This is a genomic window from Pantoea sp. JZ29, from assembly GCF_035190385.1.
In the GTDB taxonomy this organism is placed as follows: domain Bacteria; phylum Pseudomonadota; class Gammaproteobacteria; order Enterobacterales; family Enterobacteriaceae; genus Pantoea; species Pantoea stewartii.
In genome coordinates this window covers 1,395,938-1,412,249 of sequence record NZ_CP045241.1, presented here as the reverse complement: position 1 = coordinate 1,412,249, position 16,312 = coordinate 1,395,938, and the positions used below count along the sequence as shown (strand labels likewise).

14 protein-coding genes are annotated in these 16,312 nt (G+C 55.8%); 2 read left to right on the top strand and 12 right to left on the bottom strand.

The genetic code is table 11. From position 1 onward, the window contains the following. The first annotated feature begins 108 nt into the window (after positions 1 to 108). Positions 109 to 696 carry a TetR/AcrR family transcriptional regulator gene (locus GC090_RS06755; RefSeq protein ID WP_110268198.1) on the top strand — a complete coding sequence of 196 codons (588 nt, stop codon included), beginning with the start codon at positions 109 to 111 and terminating at the stop codon, positions 694 to 696. A gap of 74 nt (positions 697 to 770) precedes the next feature. Here the strand turns inward: GC090_RS06755 and GC090_RS06750 are convergent, their stop codons facing one another. Further along, positions 771 to 1,967, bottom strand: a complete 1,197-nt coding sequence (locus tag GC090_RS06750; protein ID WP_324021171.1) for a nicotinamide mononucleotide deamidase-related protein YfaY — start codon at positions 1,965 to 1,967, stop codon at positions 771 to 773. A gap of 170 nt (positions 1,968 to 2,137) precedes the next feature. Further along, positions 2,138 to 2,449, bottom strand: a complete 312-nt coding sequence (gene elaB, locus GC090_RS06745; RefSeq protein WP_033740963.1) for a stress response protein ElaB — start codon at positions 2,447 to 2,449, stop codon at positions 2,138 to 2,140. A gap of 332 nt (positions 2,450 to 2,781) precedes the next feature. On the opposite strand from elaB, the gene GC090_RS06740 reads away from it, so the two are divergent. Continuing rightward, positions 2,782 to 4,440, top strand: a complete 1,659-nt coding sequence (locus GC090_RS06740) for a glucan biosynthesis protein D (RefSeq protein WP_006120012.1) — start codon at positions 2,782 to 2,784, stop codon at positions 4,438 to 4,440. A 122-nt stretch (positions 4,441 to 4,562) separates the two neighbouring features. Here GC090_RS06740 and GC090_RS06735 read toward each other — a convergent pair whose 3' ends face one another. The 10 genes from GC090_RS06735 to nuoG form a co-directional block, all read right to left on the bottom strand. Beyond that, complete coding sequence (locus GC090_RS06735; RefSeq protein ID WP_039339662.1) at positions 4,563 to 5,024, bottom strand: GNAT family N-acetyltransferase; 462 nt, start codon at positions 5,022 to 5,024, stop codon at positions 4,563 to 4,565. Between the two features lie 41 nt (positions 5,025 to 5,065). After that, positions 5,066 to 5,971, bottom strand: coding sequence for an alpha/beta hydrolase (locus GC090_RS06730; RefSeq protein ID WP_058707802.1), 906 nt, complete (start codon positions 5,969 to 5,971; stop codon positions 5,066 to 5,068). A gap of 193 nt (positions 5,972 to 6,164) precedes the next feature. Further along, a complete protein-coding gene (gene nuoN, locus GC090_RS06725; protein WP_006120015.1) occupies positions 6,165 to 7,622 on the bottom strand; it encodes an NADH-quinone oxidoreductase subunit NuoN in 1,458 nt (485 codons plus the stop codon). 6 nt (positions 7,623 to 7,628) lie between these two features. Beyond that, entirely contained in the window at positions 7,629 to 9,149 is a 1,521-nt protein-coding gene (gene nuoM, locus GC090_RS06720) for an NADH-quinone oxidoreductase subunit M (protein ID WP_033740623.1), read from the bottom strand. Between the two features lie 209 nt (positions 9,150 to 9,358). Continuing rightward, on the bottom strand, positions 9,359 to 11,194 hold the full coding sequence (gene nuoL / locus GC090_RS06715) for an NADH-quinone oxidoreductase subunit L (RefSeq protein ID WP_033740625.1): 1,836 nt from the start codon (positions 11,192 to 11,194) through the stop codon (positions 9,359 to 9,361). Beyond that, positions 11,191 to 11,493, bottom strand: a complete 303-nt coding sequence (gene nuoK / locus GC090_RS06710) for an NADH-quinone oxidoreductase subunit NuoK (protein ID WP_028724970.1) — start codon at positions 11,491 to 11,493, stop codon at positions 11,191 to 11,193. Before nuoK ends, nuoL begins: the two co-directional genes overlap by 4 nt. Continuing rightward, positions 11,490 to 12,041 carry an NADH-quinone oxidoreductase subunit J gene (nuoJ, locus tag GC090_RS06705; RefSeq protein WP_006120019.1) on the bottom strand — a complete coding sequence of 184 codons (552 nt, stop codon included), beginning with the start codon at positions 12,039 to 12,041 and terminating at the stop codon, positions 11,490 to 11,492. Before nuoJ ends, nuoK begins: the two co-directional genes overlap by 4 nt. Positions 12,042 to 12,051: 10 nt before the next feature. Beyond that, complete coding sequence (gene nuoI / locus GC090_RS06700) at positions 12,052 to 12,594, bottom strand: NADH-quinone oxidoreductase subunit NuoI (protein ID WP_006120020.1); 543 nt, start codon at positions 12,592 to 12,594, stop codon at positions 12,052 to 12,054. Positions 12,595 to 12,604: 10 nt separating this feature from the next. Continuing rightward, positions 12,605 to 13,582, bottom strand: a complete 978-nt coding sequence (gene nuoH / locus GC090_RS06695) for an NADH-quinone oxidoreductase subunit NuoH (protein ID WP_033740629.1) — start codon at positions 13,580 to 13,582, stop codon at positions 12,605 to 12,607. Continuing rightward, on the bottom strand, positions 13,579 to 16,302 hold the full coding sequence (nuoG, locus tag GC090_RS06690) for an NADH-quinone oxidoreductase subunit NuoG (RefSeq protein ID WP_324021169.1): 2,724 nt from the start codon (positions 16,300 to 16,302) through the stop codon (positions 13,579 to 13,581). The genes nuoH and nuoG overlap by 4 nt, the downstream gene beginning before the upstream one ends. Positions 16,303 to 16,312: the final 10 nt, after the last annotated feature.

The window sequence follows — 16,312 nt, the reverse complement described above, 5'->3', positions numbered from 1 at the left end:
GCGCCTCATGACGACATGATTTAATATACTTCCCGTATGTGAAATAAAACACACATACGCCCCGTATGTCAATTTCAGATACGCAACGTATACGAAAAGGAGAGAACCATGGCAGGACGACCTCGTGCGGTCACAATGGAAGAAAATCGCCTTAAGCTGATTGCCGCCGCACGTAAAGCCTTTGCCGAAAAGGGGTTTGCTGCCGCGTCCATGGATGAGCTGACGGCGAGCGTTGGTTTAACGCGCGGTGCGCTTTATCACAATTTTGGCGATAAACGTGGCCTTCTCGCCGCTGTGGTCGCGGAAGTCGACAGTGAAATCGCCCAGCGTGCAAAAGCGCGCGCGGCCAGTGCGGGCGACAGCTGGAACCAGTTGCTGGCGGAAGGTATCGCCTATATCGAGATGGCGCTGGACCCCGAAGTGCAGCGTATTGTATTACTGGATGGCCCGGCCTTTCTTGGCGATCCCTCGCTGTGGCCCAGCCAGAACGCCTGCCTGACCGCAACCCAACATGCACTGGAGGAGATGGTCACGAGCGGCGTGCTGAAGCCCGTGGATGTTGAAGCCGCTGCCCGCTTGCTGAATGGTGCGGCGTTTACTGCCGCCTTGTGGGTGGCCGCCAGCGCTGAGCCCCAGGTCACGCTGGCTAAAGTCACGGCGACCTTTACCGTCCTGGCGACGGGGCTACGGCGTTAAACAGCGTGTTAGTTGAGAAAAGGCGGGGAACAGAAAAGAAGGCGGTCGGTGCCGTTTGGCACCGGTCCGTATTTTTAATGCTTGATAGTTTCAAGCACATCAATCCAGCCGTGCCCTGTGCTGACCTCGCTGCCGTGTAACCAGCGCCGCAGCATGTTCATTGCCATCATCGCCACCACTTTCTGACGGGTTTCCAGGTTGTGACGACCACTATTGAATTTAACACGTTGTCCCCAGGTCGCTTCCGGTGTATGGAGCGCCACAGAGATCGCGTCTTCGCTCAGACTGCCGACGGACAGGGCAAGCTGAGTCTGCAAGCGCGTCGCCAGTGCCTGGGTGCGCATGACCTGAACATCCAGACTCTCGTCCTGCTGCGGCAGAATTTCGCTGGCGCTCAGGGGCACGTCAGCCGAAGCCAGTTGCCAGTAAAGTAACCCTGCGGTGTACTGTTCGCTGATCGCCAGCCGCCAGTGACGTTGATGCAGTTCCCGCGCCAGCAGTGCAGGCAGCCCCTCAGTGCCTTCAAATATCGTACACTCGGCCAGCAACAAACGTACCTGCTGCCAGACCTGCTCCATCGCGACGCGCTGTTCGGCTGGCCCCGTAAGTTTGATTTCGATAATCGGCATGGAAGAACGGTAGCCCATCAGCACGTTCTCCGGCAGCGGCAAGGGTTCAAGTTCATTCGCAATGTCGCTTTCTCCCCGGCCAAAGGTGGTCAGCCGCAGGCAAACGGGCGGTTCAGGCAGGTCGAACTTCGCTTTCAGACGCGGAATGATTTGTTGTTCGATCATCACCTTGAATTCAGAGGGAACGCCTGGCGTAAAGAACATCCAGCAGCGATTGAGTTGCAGTGCAAAGCCACAGGCGGTGCCGACCGGGTTATCCAGCATTTCGGCGTTAGCGGGAATTTCTGCCTGTTTACGGTTGCTCTCAGCCATAACCCGTCCTCGGCTGGCGAACCAGGCTTCCATCGTTTCCAGCCAGGCTTCCTGCATCACCAGCCCTACCCCGCTCGCTTTGGCCGCGGCCTGGGCGCTAAGGTCGTCAGTGGTTGGCCCCAGTCCACCATTCACGATGAGCACGTCCGCCTCAAGACTGCGGGCCTTTAGCGTTTCCACCAGCGACGACATTGCGTCACCCACCGTAGTCCGGCTGGTCATCGGCAGCCCGTGTTGAAATAACACATCAGCCAGCCAGGCGGCGTTGGTATCGACGATTTGTCCATGTAACACTTCATCGCCCGTGGACAGCATTTCAACTCTTATCACATTCATTCTCCTTGTGCCTGTCGCTTTACTTTAGAAAGCCCCTGAACAAAACACAATCTGCGGGCAGGAATTAACCGGGTAACGGCATTTTCAGGCAGGTGACAGAAGTGCGGAAGAACCAGAAAGGGAGAACGGACAGGACAGCGCCTGCCCGTTTTAGGCGATTGAGATTAGCGACGCGCCAGCAGCAGGCCTAATACCAGCCCTGCAGTAGCACCGATGCCAATGCCCTGCCACGGTTTTTCATGGACGTAATCATCAGCACGGTACGCGGCCTGTTTGGCACGGTAGTAATAGCTATCTGAGGCCTGGCTGACACGTGATTTAACATCTTCCAGCGCGCGTTCAGCTTTGGTTTTCAGTTCGATATATTTCTGATCGGCCGGATCACCTGATGACTTCAGCACTTCTTCCAGCGTTTCAGTCAGCAGTGCGATATCGTCGTCATAGCCCGTGTCGAAAGATTCAGTCTGTTTTACCATCATTTCCTCCATGTGAATTGCAATGCACCTGGTTAACTATAGCCATAAATGAGGGCTTTGCGCGGCCCCTTACCAGGAATCACCTGAAAATCGGCGCAAGGAAAGCGCACGCGCGTCAACTTATGGCAGGCTGTGATTACGCAAAGAAGTGTAAGAGATGACTTGCTTAAAGCAATTTCGCTTCGTTTATTTGATTTATCTGATAAATTTTCAGCGAACTGAATTTTTCTCTAAGCCGACTGTCGTACCCTGCTGTTGCCTGTAATAATCAGGCTCTGTGATTCGACACGACAGTCACAACAAACTCGAAAAGCTAAGGAATGATCTCCGGCATGAATCGAAGAATGTTTATGAAAGCGTCAATGGCCTTCTCCGCGGTGAGCGGTATGACAGGCTTATCAACGCTATTCGCGCAATCCGCCTGGGCAGATGATGGCATTGCTGACGGAATCGCAGTGCGCTTCGATTTCGACGAGTTAAAAAAGAACGCGGCCGCACTGGCCAAAAAGCCGTGGGGTGGTCCACCGGGCCCGCTGCCGCAAACGCTGGCTAACCTGACGCCGCAGGCTTACAACGATATTCAGTACGATGCTAATCACTCGCTGTGGAACAACATTCCGAATCGCGAGCTTGATGTGCAGTTTTTCCACGTCGGCATGGGCTTTAAACGCCGCATCCGCATGTTTTCCGTCGACAGTGCCAGCCGTGAGGCACGCGAAATCCACTTCCGCACCGAGCTGTTTAACTACAACGATGCGAAAGTCGACACTAAGCAGCTGGAAGGCAAAACCGATCTGGGGTTTGCGGGCTTCCGTGCCTTTAAAAAACCTGAACTGGCCCGCCGCGATATCGTCTCCTTTCTCGGTGCCAGCTACTTCCGTGCTGTCGATGATACTTACCAGTACGGCCTGTCCGCGCGTGGCGTCGCCATTAACACTTTCAGTAATGGCCAGGAAGAGTTTCCGGACTTTACAGCGTTCTGGTTTGAAACGCCGAAAGCCGAAGACACGACCTTCACCTGCTATGCCTTACTGGATGGGGCCAGCATCACCGGCGCATACAAGTTTGTGATTCACTGCGAAGCCGAACGCGTGGTGATGGACATTGAGAATCATCTCTTTGCCCGCAAGGATATTCGTCAGTTAGGCATTTCGCCGATGACCAGTATGTTCAGCTGCGGCACCAACGAGCGTCGGATGTGTAACACCTACCATCCCCAGATTCACGACTCCGATCGTCTGGCAATGTGGAGCGGGAAAGGGGAATGGATTGCCCGTCCGCTGAATAACCCTCAGCGCCTGCAGTTCAACGCCTACGAAGATGAAAACCCGCGTGGTTTTGGTCTGCTTCAGCTTGATCATGACTTTGAGAATTATCAGGACGTGATTGGCTGGTATAACAAGCGGCCAAGCCTGTGGGTTGAACCGGTTGGTAAGTGGGGTAAAGGTGCCATCAACCTGATGGAAATCCCCACGACCGGTGAAACGCTCGATAACATCGTCTGCTTCTGGCAGCCCGCCGAACCGATCAAAGCGGGCAACGCGTTTAGCTTTTCGTACAAACTCTACTGGAGCGCACTGCCGCCCGTACAGAGCCAACTGGCGCGTGTGGATGCAACCCGCACCGGCATCGGCGGCTTCCCCGAAGGCTGGGCGCCAGGCGAGCACTTCCCGGATGTGTGGTGCCGCCGTTTTGCTGTCGACTTTATCGGCGGCGATTTGCAGGCCGCCGCACCAAAGGGCATTGAACCGGTGATTACCGTGTCCTCCGGCACCTTTAAGCAGGTTGAGATTCTGTATGTTGAGCCGATCAAAGGGTACCGTATCCTCTTTGACTGGTATCCTGACAGCGACAGCGTACAGCCCGTTGAGATGCGTCTGTTCCTGCGCACCAAAGACGAAACGCTGAGCGAAACGTGGCTCTATCAGTATGTGCCGCCCCCGCCAGACCAGCGTAAATACGTTGACGATCGCCAGATGACCGTCAGCTAACACGGCCATCTCACGGCATAATGCATCTCAGGCCTGGCGCCGGGATGCATTTTTTTTGCGTACGTGAAAAGAACACGCGACAGGCTGAGGGAGGAATAAAACCGTCAGGCCGTTAGCGCGGTTTATTTCCCCCCTGCTCTGCGCATATCAATATGGGGAATACCGTCCTCAAGGTAGCTGTCGCTAACCGCGACAAAACCGTGACGCTGATAAAACCCCGCAAGATGTGCCTGGGCAGAAAGAAACTGTGCATGCTCCGGCCAGTGCTGTTCACAGCTGGCTATCGCCTGCATCATCAACTGGTTACCTAAATTCAGGCCACGGGCTTTGCTGGAGATGATGACGCGCCCAATTTTTACCTCTGTCTCGGCGCGCCGGGGCGACAGGATGCGCGCATAGGCCAGCAGGTCATCCTGCGCCATGCCGAGGAGGTGACGATTCTCGCCCTGCAAATCCTGACCATCCACATCCAGATAGGCGCACTGCTGCTCCACGACGAAGACTTCACAGCGCAACGCCAGTACTGCATAAAGCTGCGGGACGCTTAATGCCTGCTGGTGCAGATCCAGCCAACTGATATGCATGTCTCATCCTCATTCAATAACCGACCCCTCACTGTAGCCTGCTAGCGGCTTTGCAGCCAGTGTTGATAACGCGCAGGCCAGGCCATGGTGGGTGTGCCGGGTTTCCCCATACCAAAACCGTGACCGCCGGTTGGGTAGCGGATCATCTCCACATTTACGTGATGTTGCTGACAGGCTCGCGCCATGATCAGCGTGTTGTGGGGATCGGATATCGGGTCATCTTCGGCCTGCACCAGAAAAAAAGGCGGTGATGCTGCTGTCACCGTATTCTGCACCGACCAGGCGGCGTCTTCTGCCGCCGTAGGATGCGCCCCCAGCAAAACGCGGTGAGTAGATGTGTGCGTATAAGGCGCTTCCAGCGTAATGACGGGATAAATCAGCGCGGCACCGTCAACCTGAACAGGTGCGCTGTCCTGTGCCTCTGTCACCGCCCCCATGCGCGCGCCCATCGGGCTGATGGCCATCCCGAGCAAATGCGCACCGGCCGAAAACCCCAGCACCGTTAACCCTGTTGCCTGCGCTTTGACCAGTTGCAGGGCACGCAGCGCATCCTGCAGGGCAACCCGGTTACCATCGCCCCAGTGTTCGGACGGCAGACGATAACGCAATATCGCCGCAGTGTAGCCGCGCGCCGTTAACCAGCGAGCCGCGGGCCAGGCTTCTTTTGCCATTTCTATCCGTTTATAGCCGCCACCGCCGGCGATCAGGACAACGTGACCGTTCCCCATGCCCGGCCGTAAGACGGTTAAGGTGGGTACGGCGATATGACGCTCTGCGCCTGAAGGCGATGTCTCAACCGGCCCCTCTGGCCCGCCACCGCCGGGTGGCGTGCCGGGCCAAAGGGGAATAACGGTTTGGGCGACAGCGGCCCGCGCGGCGAATGACAGTGTGCTTTTTGCCGTCAGCAGCGTTGCGGTACACCCCAGCAGAAAATGTCGGCGATCCATAAGCAATGCTCCCCCTTATCTGTTCGCCCCATTTCAGCACGAAACTGTGGAAACAGAATGAAGATGCAGAATGAAAACGAAGAGAAAAGCGGACGCGACGTGATATTGCGAAGGCTATGCAAAAATCACCTGTGTCGATTTTCAGACAAAAAAAATCAGGCCCGAAGGCCTGATTGATCGCAACAGCGTGACATTACATCAGCGGCTGGGCCATCTGCACCAGTCTGATTAACGGCTGCGGATAAACACCCAGCACCAACACCAGAATCGCGGAGATCAAGACAACCACGCCACCGGCGGTGAAGGCCCAGTTGGCTGGCGTATCGCGGCTCAGCAATTCAGGCGGGCTGAGATAAAGACTGACGGTAACGCGCAGATAGTAGTAAAGACCAATCGCACTGCCGACCACCACCGCACCGGTCAACCACCACAGGTTGGCGCTCACGCCAGAGGCAATCACGTAGAATTTACCGATAAAGCCCAGCGTCATGGGAATACCCGCCAGCGACAGCATCATCACGGTCATCACGGCCGACAGAATCGGACGGTGCCAGAACAGCCCGCGATAGGAGTAAAGCGAATCGGCATCCGGGCCACGATAAGGACTGGACATCAGGCTTACCACACCAAACGCGCCGAGGCTGCTGAACAGGTAACCGGCCAGGTAAACCCCTGCGGTTTCCAGCGACAGCTGATGATCTTTCACCGCAATCAGCGCGACCAGCAGATACCCCAGATGCGCAATGGAAGAGTAACCCAGCAGGCGCTTGATATTGCTTTGCGAAATCGCCATCAGGTTACCGAACAGGATGGAGACAAAGGCAATCACGGCCAGTACCGTCCGTACGGCTTCGCTGTCGGTCACCGGCGCGTACATAAACAGGCGCATGATAACGCCGAAGATCGCAATTTTGCTGGCGGTGGCAAGGAAAGTAGAAACCGGTGCGGGTGCGCCCTGATAAACGTCCGGCGTCCACAGATGGAATGGCACCAGTGACAGTTTAAAGCCCAGACCGATAATCAACATGCCCAGACCGACCAGCAGCAGCGGCTCCTGAATCATGCTGTCCGTCAGACTTTTACCCAGGCTGACGAAGCCCAGGTTGCCCGAGTCAGCGTAAATCAGCGCGATACCAAACAGCAGGAAAGACGATGCCGCCGCCGACAGGATGGTGTATTTCAGGGCAGCTTCCAGCGAACGTTTCTGACGGAAGGCGTAACCAATCAAACCAAACAACGGCAGTGACAGCAGTTCAATCCCGATAAACAGTGATGCAAGGTGGTTAGACGCTGACAACACAATACCGCCCAGTGCAGCAATCAGAACCAGCAGATAAAACTCGTCCTTGTTGTCCGGGAACGTGGCCAGCCACGGATAGGCAAAAGTACAGGTTGCCAGGCTGGCGAGCATCACCAGGGCGGTATAGAACATCGAATACGCGTCTACACGCAGCAGCGGCGTGACATCCATCGCGCCAACCTGACCGACAAAATACAGTGACAGCAGTGCCAGGTTCAGGCCAACCACTGTTAGCGTGGCGTTAACAAAGTGGTTGCGTCGCCAGGCAATGGACAGCATCACAACCACCACCGTCAATCCGACGATTAACAGCGGCAGCAACGCGATCAATTGTTGAGGAGTTATTGTCATGGCGAATTACGGCCTTGTAGTTGAAATTGAAGCGGTAAACCACTGCTGAATATTGCTCATTGCAGCATGTGAGGTATCCAGAATCGGCTGAGGATAAACACCCAGCAGCACCAGCAGGACCACGAGCACCCCAATGGTCAGGAATTCACGCGCCGACATGCCCGGCAGCGGATCTTTCGATTTCGCTTCACCGTAGTAGGCACGTTGCATCATCACCAGCGAATAGACCGAGGCGAAAACCAAGCCAAAGGTCGCAATCACGATAATGACCGGAACGATCTGGAAACTGCCGGTCAGGATCATGAATTCCCCGACGAAGTTACCCGTACCTGGCATACCCAGATTGGCGACAGCAAAGAACAGGGATAACCCTGGAATCCATTTGATGCGCGACCACAAACCGCCCATCTGACGCATATCACGGGTATGCAGACGTTCGTACAGCTGTCCGCACAGGATAAACAGCGCCGCTGCTGACAGGCCGTGCGCGATCATCTGTACAACCGCGCCCTGGAAGGCCAACTGGCTACCGGTGTAAATCGCAATCAGGACAAAGCCCATGTGCGAAATCGAGGTGTAAGCAATCAGGCGTTTGATATCCGTCTGCGAGAACGCCATCCAGGCACCATAGAAAATCCCGATGATCCCTAACCACATCGCGATCGGTGCAAACTCTGCCGAGGCGTTTGGAAACAGCGGCAGGCTGAAGCGCAGTAAGCCGTAGGCGGCGGTTTTCAGCAGGATACCCGCCAGGTCAACTGAACCTGCGGTCGGAGCCTGACTGTGCGCATCAGGCAGCCAGCCATGAAGCGGGACAACCGGCATTTTCACCGCAAACGCGATGAAGAAGCCCAGCATCAGCAGGTACTCCACGGTGTGCGACATTGGCGTCTTCAGCAACTGCTCGTAGTTGAACGTCCAGACGCCCGTGGCGTTGTAGTGAACAAACACCAGCGCCAGAATCGCAATCAACATCACCAGACCGGATGCCTGAGTATAAATAAAGAATTTGGTCGCGGCGGTAATACGGGTTTTACCGTCCGATGCTTTATGTCCCCACAGCGCGATGAGGAAGTACATCGGCACCAGCATCATTTCCCAGAAGAAGAAGAACAGGAACATGTCAATGGCGAGGAACACGCCGATAACGCCGCCCAGGATCCACATCAGGTTCAGATGAAAGAAGCCCTGATACTTTTCAATTTCGTTCCAGGAACACAGCACTGCCATCAGGCCGAGCAGTCCGGTCAGCACCACCATTAACAGCGAAAGGCCATCAAGCGCTAAATGGAAATTAATGCCGAAACGGGGAATCCAGGGTACTGAGAAGCTCGATTGCCACTGCGGAATACCCGCTGCCTGCGTCAGTGAATAGCCCCCCTGCAACCAGAGTTGCAGCGAGAGCGCCAACGTCAGCCCCATGGTGATCAGTGCGATCCAGCGAGGCACCTTCGCGCCGAAGCGCTCGGTGAGCCAGCAGACGAAACCACCGAAGAAGGGTATGAAAATTAGCCAAGGTAATAACACGGCATACTTCCCTTTTTTTTGTCCTGGCTCGGGCTATCTCACTTGCCCGTTTCGCCCCCGGCAGTGCTCGCAATCCTCACGTACTTCAGTACGCTCCGGTTGCTGTGCGCTGGCGGTGGCAAAACGGACTGCGCCGATTACGCCCTTACATCAGACAATCTTTGACATTCTTAATGGGTAAGTTTTCACACCTACCCGCTCATCAATCTTTAAATTACCAGCAGCAGCGCCAGCACAACGACGGCACCAACGCTCATCGACGCGACATACCAGCGCAAATACCCGTTTTCACTGACCACCAGACCTTTATTGGCGATACGTGAAAGCAACGCAGGCAGGTTCATCAGGCCGTTAAGAGGATCGCGTTTTAACAACCACGCAATGCCCAGATACGGTTTGACAAAGACTTTGTCGTAGAGCCAGTCAAAGCCCCAGGCGGCGAACCACCAGGTGCCGAAGAAACGGCCCGGCGCACTGTTGGCCACGCTGCTGACCAGCTGACGCTTGCCCAGCCAGAGGGCAGCGGCGATAACGATGCCCGCAACCGCGACCAGGCCGGACGCGATCTCCAGCGTGACTTTACCGTTCTCACCAAACTCATTGGCCGGTAAAACGCCCGCCAGCGGTGGGGTAATTAATGCACCCACAAACGTTGAGAGCACCAGCAGCACAATCAGTGGCAGATGATGGGTAATGCCTTTGCCCGCGTGTGCATGGATTTTCTCTTCGCCGTGGAAGACGATAAAGATCATGCGGAAGGTGTAGATTGAGGTCAGGAACGCCCCTACCAGACCCGCGACCATCAGGTTCAAATGGCCGTTCGCCAGTGCACCAAACAGGATTTCATCTTTGCTGTAGAAACCGGCGGTAATCAGCGGCAATGCGGCCAGGGCAGCACCGCCGACCAGGAAGCAGGTGTACACCAGCGGGATGCTTTTACGCAGTCCGCCCATCTTAAAGATGTTCTGCTCGTGGTGGCAGGCCAGAATAACCGAACCTGAGGACAGGAACAGCAAGGCTTTAAAGAAGGCATGGGTCATCAGGTGGAAAATGGCGGCATCCCACGCCTGCACGCCCAGCGCCAGGAACATGTAGCCGATCTGACTCATGGTAGAGTAAGCCAGTACACGTTTGATATCCGTCTGGACCAGAGCAGCAAAACCCGCCAGTACCAGCGTAATCGCACCGATAATACCGACCAGATGCAGCACTTCAGGCGTCAACAGGAACAGGCCGTGGGTGCGGGCAATCAGGTAAACCCCTGCCGTCACCATGGTGGCGGCGTGAATCAGCGCGGAAACCGGCGTCGGACCTGCCATCGCATCGGCCAGCCAGGTCTGAAGCGGCAGCTGCGCAGACTTACCTACTGCGCCACCTAACAGCATCAGCGTGGCCCATTGCAGCATATGGTTGTCCGCCGCAAAGTGTGCCGGAGCCAGTTCCGCCATTTCGCGGAAGTTGAGCGTACCCAGTTCGTTGTAAAGGATGAACAACGCAAATGCCAGGAAGACATCACCGACGCGCGTGATGATGAATGCCTTCATCGCCGCCTTGCCGTTTTCCGGATTGCTGTAATAGAAGCCGATCAGAAGATAGGAGCACAGCCCTACCCCTTCCCAACCCAGATACATCAGCATCAGGTTATCCGCCAGAACCAGAACAACCATGCTGGCGATAAACAGGTTGGTATAAGCGAAGAAGCGTGAATATCCCTCTTCTCCACGCATATACCACGAGGCGAACATATGGATCAGGAAGCCGACACCGGTCACCACCGACAGCATGGTGAGCGACAGGCCATCCAGCGTCAGATTGACCTGAATATTAAAATTGCCGACATGAATCCAGGTCCACAGCGCCTGAGTGAAGACCTGCTGCCCGTGGGCAAAGAAGTCGAAACCCACAAACACCGTGGTGAGCGCGGCCAGCCCGACCGATCCCATGCCCACGGTCGCGGACAGGTTTTCTGACCAGCGGCCACGGGAGAACGCTAACAGCAGAAAGCCGATTAGCGGAAATAAGACAGTTAAATAGAGAAGGTTCATCCGCGCATCTCGCTCACAGTATCAATGTTCAGCGTCTGACGACGACGATAGAGCTGAAGCAGCAGGGCCAGCCCAATACTGGCTTCCGCTGCGGCGAGACTGATAGCCAGAATATACATCACCTGACCGTCAGCCTGTCCCCAGTAGCTGCCTGCAACAACCAGCGCCAGCGCCGCGGCATTGATCATGATTTCCAGGCTTATCAGCATAAACAGCAGATTACGGCGCAACACCAGCGAGGTCAGTCCCAGCACAAACAGCACCGCCGCCAGAATCAATCCATGTTGTAAGGGAATCATGCTTGCTCCTTATTCGCCTGCGCGGCATCGTTTGAACGGTTGCTCAGGACTTCGCCCTGGCGCTCTTCGCGGCCCAGGTGGAAAGCCACAACCAGGCCGGCCAGCAGCAGCATTGATGCCAGTTCAACCGCCAGCACATACGGGCCAAACAGACTGATGCCCACCGCTTTCGCATCGATAATTTTGCCGTCAATACCCTGGTCATGTGCCGTCATGATGGCGTAGATCATCACTGCCAGCAGCAGCAACGAAACCAGGCCCGGACCAATCCATAACGACGGACTTAACCATTCACGCTCCTGTTTCTGCGTGGCTTTGCCCAGGTTAAGCATCATCACAACGAACACGAACAGCACCATGATGGCACCGGCATACACAATAATTTCCAGCGCACCTGCAAAGTAGGCACCCAGAGAGAAGAAGACGCCAGCCACCGATAACAGCGAAACGATCAGGTACAGCAACGCATGTACCGGATTAGTGTGGGTGATCACGCGCAACGTCGTCACCACCGCCACCAGTCCGCAAAGATAAAACGCAAATTCCATGCCCTGCTCCTTAAGGTAGTAAGCCTTTGACGTCGATAGGTTTCGCTTCGTTCTCTGCGTCACCCTTATCTTTACCGTCAATTGCCATACCTGCCATACGGTAGAAGTTGTACTCCGGATATTTACCCGGCCCCGAGATCAACAGGTCTTCTTTTTCGTATACCAGATCCTGACGCTTGAACTCGCCCAGTTCGAAATCCGGCGTCAGCTGGATAGCGGTGGTTGGGCAGGCCTCTTCGCACAGGCCGCAGAAAATGCAGCGTGAGAAGTTGATACGGAAGAACTCTGGATACCAGCGGCCGTCTTTGGTTTCCGCTTTTTGCAGCGAAATACAGCCTACCGGACAGGCTACCGCACACAGGTTACAGGCAACACAACGCTCTGCACCATCAGGATCGCGGGTCAACACAATACGGCCACGGTAACGCGGTGGCAGGTAGACCGGCTCTTCTGGATACATCTGGGTTTCGCGTTTCGCGAAGGCGTGCATGCCAATCATCCAGATACTGCGCACTGTCGTGCCGAAGCCTACGACAATATCTTTTAACGTCATTTGTTACCCCTTACTGCGCTGTATAAAGAATCACTGCGGCGGTCGCCAGCAGGTTCAACAGCGTCAACGGCAGACACACTTTCCAGCCGAACGACAGCACCTGGTCATAGCGTGGACGCGGAAGCGCAGCACGAATCAGGATGAACATCATCATAAAGAACGCCGTTTTCAGGGCGAACCAGATGAACGGCGGCAGGAAAGGCCCGTGCCAGCCACCAAAGAACAGCGTCACAATCAGCGCTGAAACGGTGGTAATCGCGACATATTCGCCGACAAAGAACAGACCAAATTTCATACCGGCATATTCAATGTGGTAACCGTCAGCCAGTTCCTGCTCGGCTTCGGGCTGGTCAAACGGATGGCGGTGACAAACGGCCACGCCCGCGATACAGAAGGTCACAAACCCAAAGAACTGCGGGATGATGTTCCACAGATGCGTCTGACTGTTGACGATATCGGTCATGTTGAACGAGCCCGCCTGCGCTACCACGCCCATCAGTGACAGACCCAGGAACACTTCGTAACTCAAGGTCTGCGCAGAGGCACGCATCGCACCTAACAGCGAGTATTTGTTATTACTCGACCAGCCCGCAAACAGCACGGCATATACAGCCAGGCCCGCCATCATCAGGAAGAACAGCAACCCGATATTGAGATCGGTCACCACCCAGGTCGGTGAAACCGGGACGATAGCAAAGGCCAGCAGCAGGGAAACAAACGCGATGACCGGCGCCAGCGTAAAGATAAAGCGATCGGTGAACGGGGGAACCCAGTCCTCTTTAAAGAACATCTTGATCATGTCAGCAACCAGCTGCAACGATCCGCCCCAGCCCACACGGTTTGGCCCATAGCGGTTCTGAAACAGGCCGAGCAAACGACGCTCGGCGAAGCTCATAAACGCACCGCAGGCCACCACGACCAGCAAAATCACCAGCGCTTTACCAATGGCGATCAGAATGTCGATAACATCCGGTGTTAACCAGCTCATTGCGCCGCCTCCTGCAGAGAATCAATTTTTGCATTCGCCAGGAAGGGCGGGACACCCGGCATACCGAGTGGAAGCCCAACCTGCCCTGCCTGCAAAGAAGCCGAGAAACGCACTGGCAAACGTACGGTTTCACCTGCACAGGTTAATTCCACTGCTGCACCGTTATTCACGCCCAGCTTCGCGGCATCTTCCGGGTTCAGAACCAGGGTTGGTGCCGACATGCGCTGCTGGATAACCGGCGCACGCTGCGTCATTTCTTCACTTCCGAATAACTGGTAGTAAGGCGCGACGCGGAACTGACCTTGCGTGGCATAGGCTTCTGGCACGCTGCTGAACCAGGCAAGCTGCGCATCGCTGGCTTCGAACAAACGCACACCGGGATCGCCATGACGCAGTTTCCCGCCCACTTCATCCTGGAATTTGTTCCACGCCTGCGGTGAGTTCCAGCCTGGTGCCCACGCAAACGGAATTTGCGAACGCGGGGCGCTCGGCTGGTTGTTTCCTTCCATCGAGAAGGCAAACATGGTGTCCTGATCCTGCGGCTGACGCGGCTCGTGCACGCTGATATTCGCGCGCGCAGCAGTACGCCCACTGGCACGGTGCGGAGAACGCGCCAGCTTCTGACCACGAATACGGAAGCTGGCATCCGGCGCCGCATCCTTGATCCCTTTCAGCTGTGGCAGACTTGCCACAACGGCATCAATGACATGGTCCAGTTGCGTCCAGTCAACGTGACGGCTTTCCAGCGCGCTGTGCAGCGAGTGCAACCAGCGCCAGCTTTCCAGCATCACAATGCTGTTATCGTAGTAGGCAGGATCGTACACCTGGAAGAAGCGCTGTGCGCGGCCCTCATGGTTAATTGACGTACCGTCGCTTTCGGCAAAACTGGCAGCGGAAAGCACCAGTCCGGCTTTTTCCACCGTGGCGGTGCGCTGATGATCGACCACAATCACGTTAGCCGCATGGTTCAGCGCCGCATCGACCTGCGCTTTTGGCGCATGGCGATACAAATCGTTTTCCAGCACCACGACCGCATCGGCTTCGCCGTTCTGCAGTTGTTCCAGTGCCTGATCCAGCGTATTGCCACCCATCAGGCCCAGGCCCATGCTGTTAGCATGACCAGCCAGCAGGGTGATACCGACGTCTGCACCGCGCGCTTTCAGGGCTTTGGTCACGTTCGCGGCCGCTTCGATCATGGCACTGCTGCCTGAATGCACACCGGAAATGATTAGCGGTTTTTTTGCACCGGCCAGCGCCTGTACCACCACATCCAGCTTACCGTTCAGCGCACTGTCGAAATCGCTGACGGCTGGCGCACTGTCGTCCAGCGCGTGGGCAATCGCAAAGCCAAGACGCGCCTGTTCTTCAACCGGGGCACGGTAGCTCCACGCCGCGATGTCGTCCAGACGGGTTTCATCGACGTTGGTGACAAATAACGGATGCTTAGCGTGCTGACCGATATTGAGGATCGCGGCGATCTGCCAGTCTGCGACTTTCTGCGCAGCGGCCATTTCGCGGGCTTTGCCTTTTACTGCCTGACGCACTGACAGGGCCACGCGTGCGCCAACCTGTGTCAGGTCTTCGCCTAACACCAGCACCGCGTCGTAGCTCTCGATCTCGCGCAGTGAAGGCGTATAAATGCCGCCTTCACGCAGCACTTTCAGCAGCAGTTCAAGACGCGCCTGTTCGCCCGCGGGCATACCGGTAGAGAAGTTTTCCGCACCGACCAGTTCGCGCAGAGCAAAGTTACTTTCGATGCTGGCACGCGGCGAACCAATACCAATGACGCGCTTCGCCTGACGCAGGACATCGGCTCCGGCGTTAACGGCCTGCTCGGCATTCAGCTTCACGCTGTCGTTGCCACGCAACTGGACCGGATGGCGAGGACGATCTTTCAGATTGACATAACCGTAGCCAAAGCGACCACGATCGCACAGGAAGTAGTGGTTAACGCTGCCGTTGTAGCGGTTTTCGATACGACGCAGTTCGCCGTAGCGCTCACCGGGGCTGGTGTTACAGCCTACGCTGCACTGCTGACAGATGCTTGGCGCGAACTGCATATCCCATTTACGGTTATAGCGTTCGGAGTGGGTTTTATCGGTGAACACGCCGGTCGGGCAGATTTCGACCAGGTTACCGGAAAACTCGCTTTCCAGCGTGCCGTCTTCCGGACGACCAAAATACACGTTGTCGTGCGCACCATACACGCCCAGATCTTTACCGTCGGCATAATCTTTGTAGTAACGAACGCAGCGGTAGCAGGCGATACAGCGGTTCATTTCGTGCGAGATGAACGGACCGAGATCCTGATTGCGGTGAGTACGTTTGGTGAAGCGATAGCGGCGGAAGCTGTGGCCTGTCATGACCGTCATATCCTGAAGATGACAGTTACCGCCCTCTTCACATACCGGACAGTCATGTGGGTGGTTAGTCATTAACCACTCCACCACGCTTTCACGGAACTCTTTCGCTTCGCCATCATCAATTGAGATGAAGGTGCCATCGGACGCCGGTGTCATACAGGACATGACAAGGCGGCCGCGGGTGTCTTCAGCGTTCTGGAATTGCTTCACCGCACACTGGCGGCAGGCACCCACGCTTCCCAGCGCCGGATGCCAGCAAAAATAAGGAATATCAAGGCCCAGAGACAGACATGCCTGTAGCAGGTTGTCCGCTCCGTTCACATCATATTCTTTACCGTCTACATGGATTGTAGCCATAGTGACATGC

Coding starts and splice junctions, on each gene's coding strand:
- GC090_RS06730 (WP_058707802.1), bottom strand. CDS start 5,971: ATGGATCGCCGACATTTTCTGCTGGGGTGTACCGCAACGCTGCTGACG.
- nuoI (WP_006120020.1), bottom strand. CDS start 12,594: ATGACGTTAAAAGATATTGTCGTAGGCTTCGGCACGACAGTGCGCAGT.
- elaB (WP_033740963.1), bottom strand. CDS start 2,449: ATGGTAAAACAGACTGAATCTTTCGACACGGGCTATGACGACGATATC.
- nuoH (WP_033740629.1), bottom strand. CDS start 13,582: ATGAGCTGGTTAACACCGGATGTTATCGACATTCTGATCGCCATTGGT.
- nuoL (WP_033740625.1), bottom strand. CDS start 11,194: ATGAACCTTCTCTATTTAACTGTCTTATTTCCGCTAATCGGCTTTCTG.
- nuoJ (WP_006120019.1), bottom strand. CDS start 12,041: ATGGAATTTGCGTTTTATCTTTGCGGACTGGTGGCGGTGGTGACGACG.
- GC090_RS06740 (WP_006120012.1), top strand. CDS start 2,782: ATGAATCGAAGAATGTTTATGAAAGCGTCAATGGCCTTCTCCGCGGTG.
- nuoG (WP_324021169.1), bottom strand. CDS start 16,302: ATGGCTACAATCCATGTAGACGGTAAAGAATATGATGTGAACGGAGCG.
- nuoK (WP_028724970.1), bottom strand. CDS start 11,493: ATGATTCCCTTACAACATGGATTGATTCTGGCGGCGGTGCTGTTTGTG.
- nuoN (WP_006120015.1), bottom strand. CDS start 7,622: ATGACAATAACTCCTCAACAATTGATCGCGTTGCTGCCGCTGTTAATC.
- GC090_RS06755 (WP_110268198.1), top strand. CDS start 109: ATGGCAGGACGACCTCGTGCGGTCACAATGGAAGAAAATCGCCTTAAG.
- GC090_RS06735 (WP_039339662.1), bottom strand. CDS start 5,024: ATGCATATCAGTTGGCTGGATCTGCACCAGCAGGCATTAAGCGTCCCG.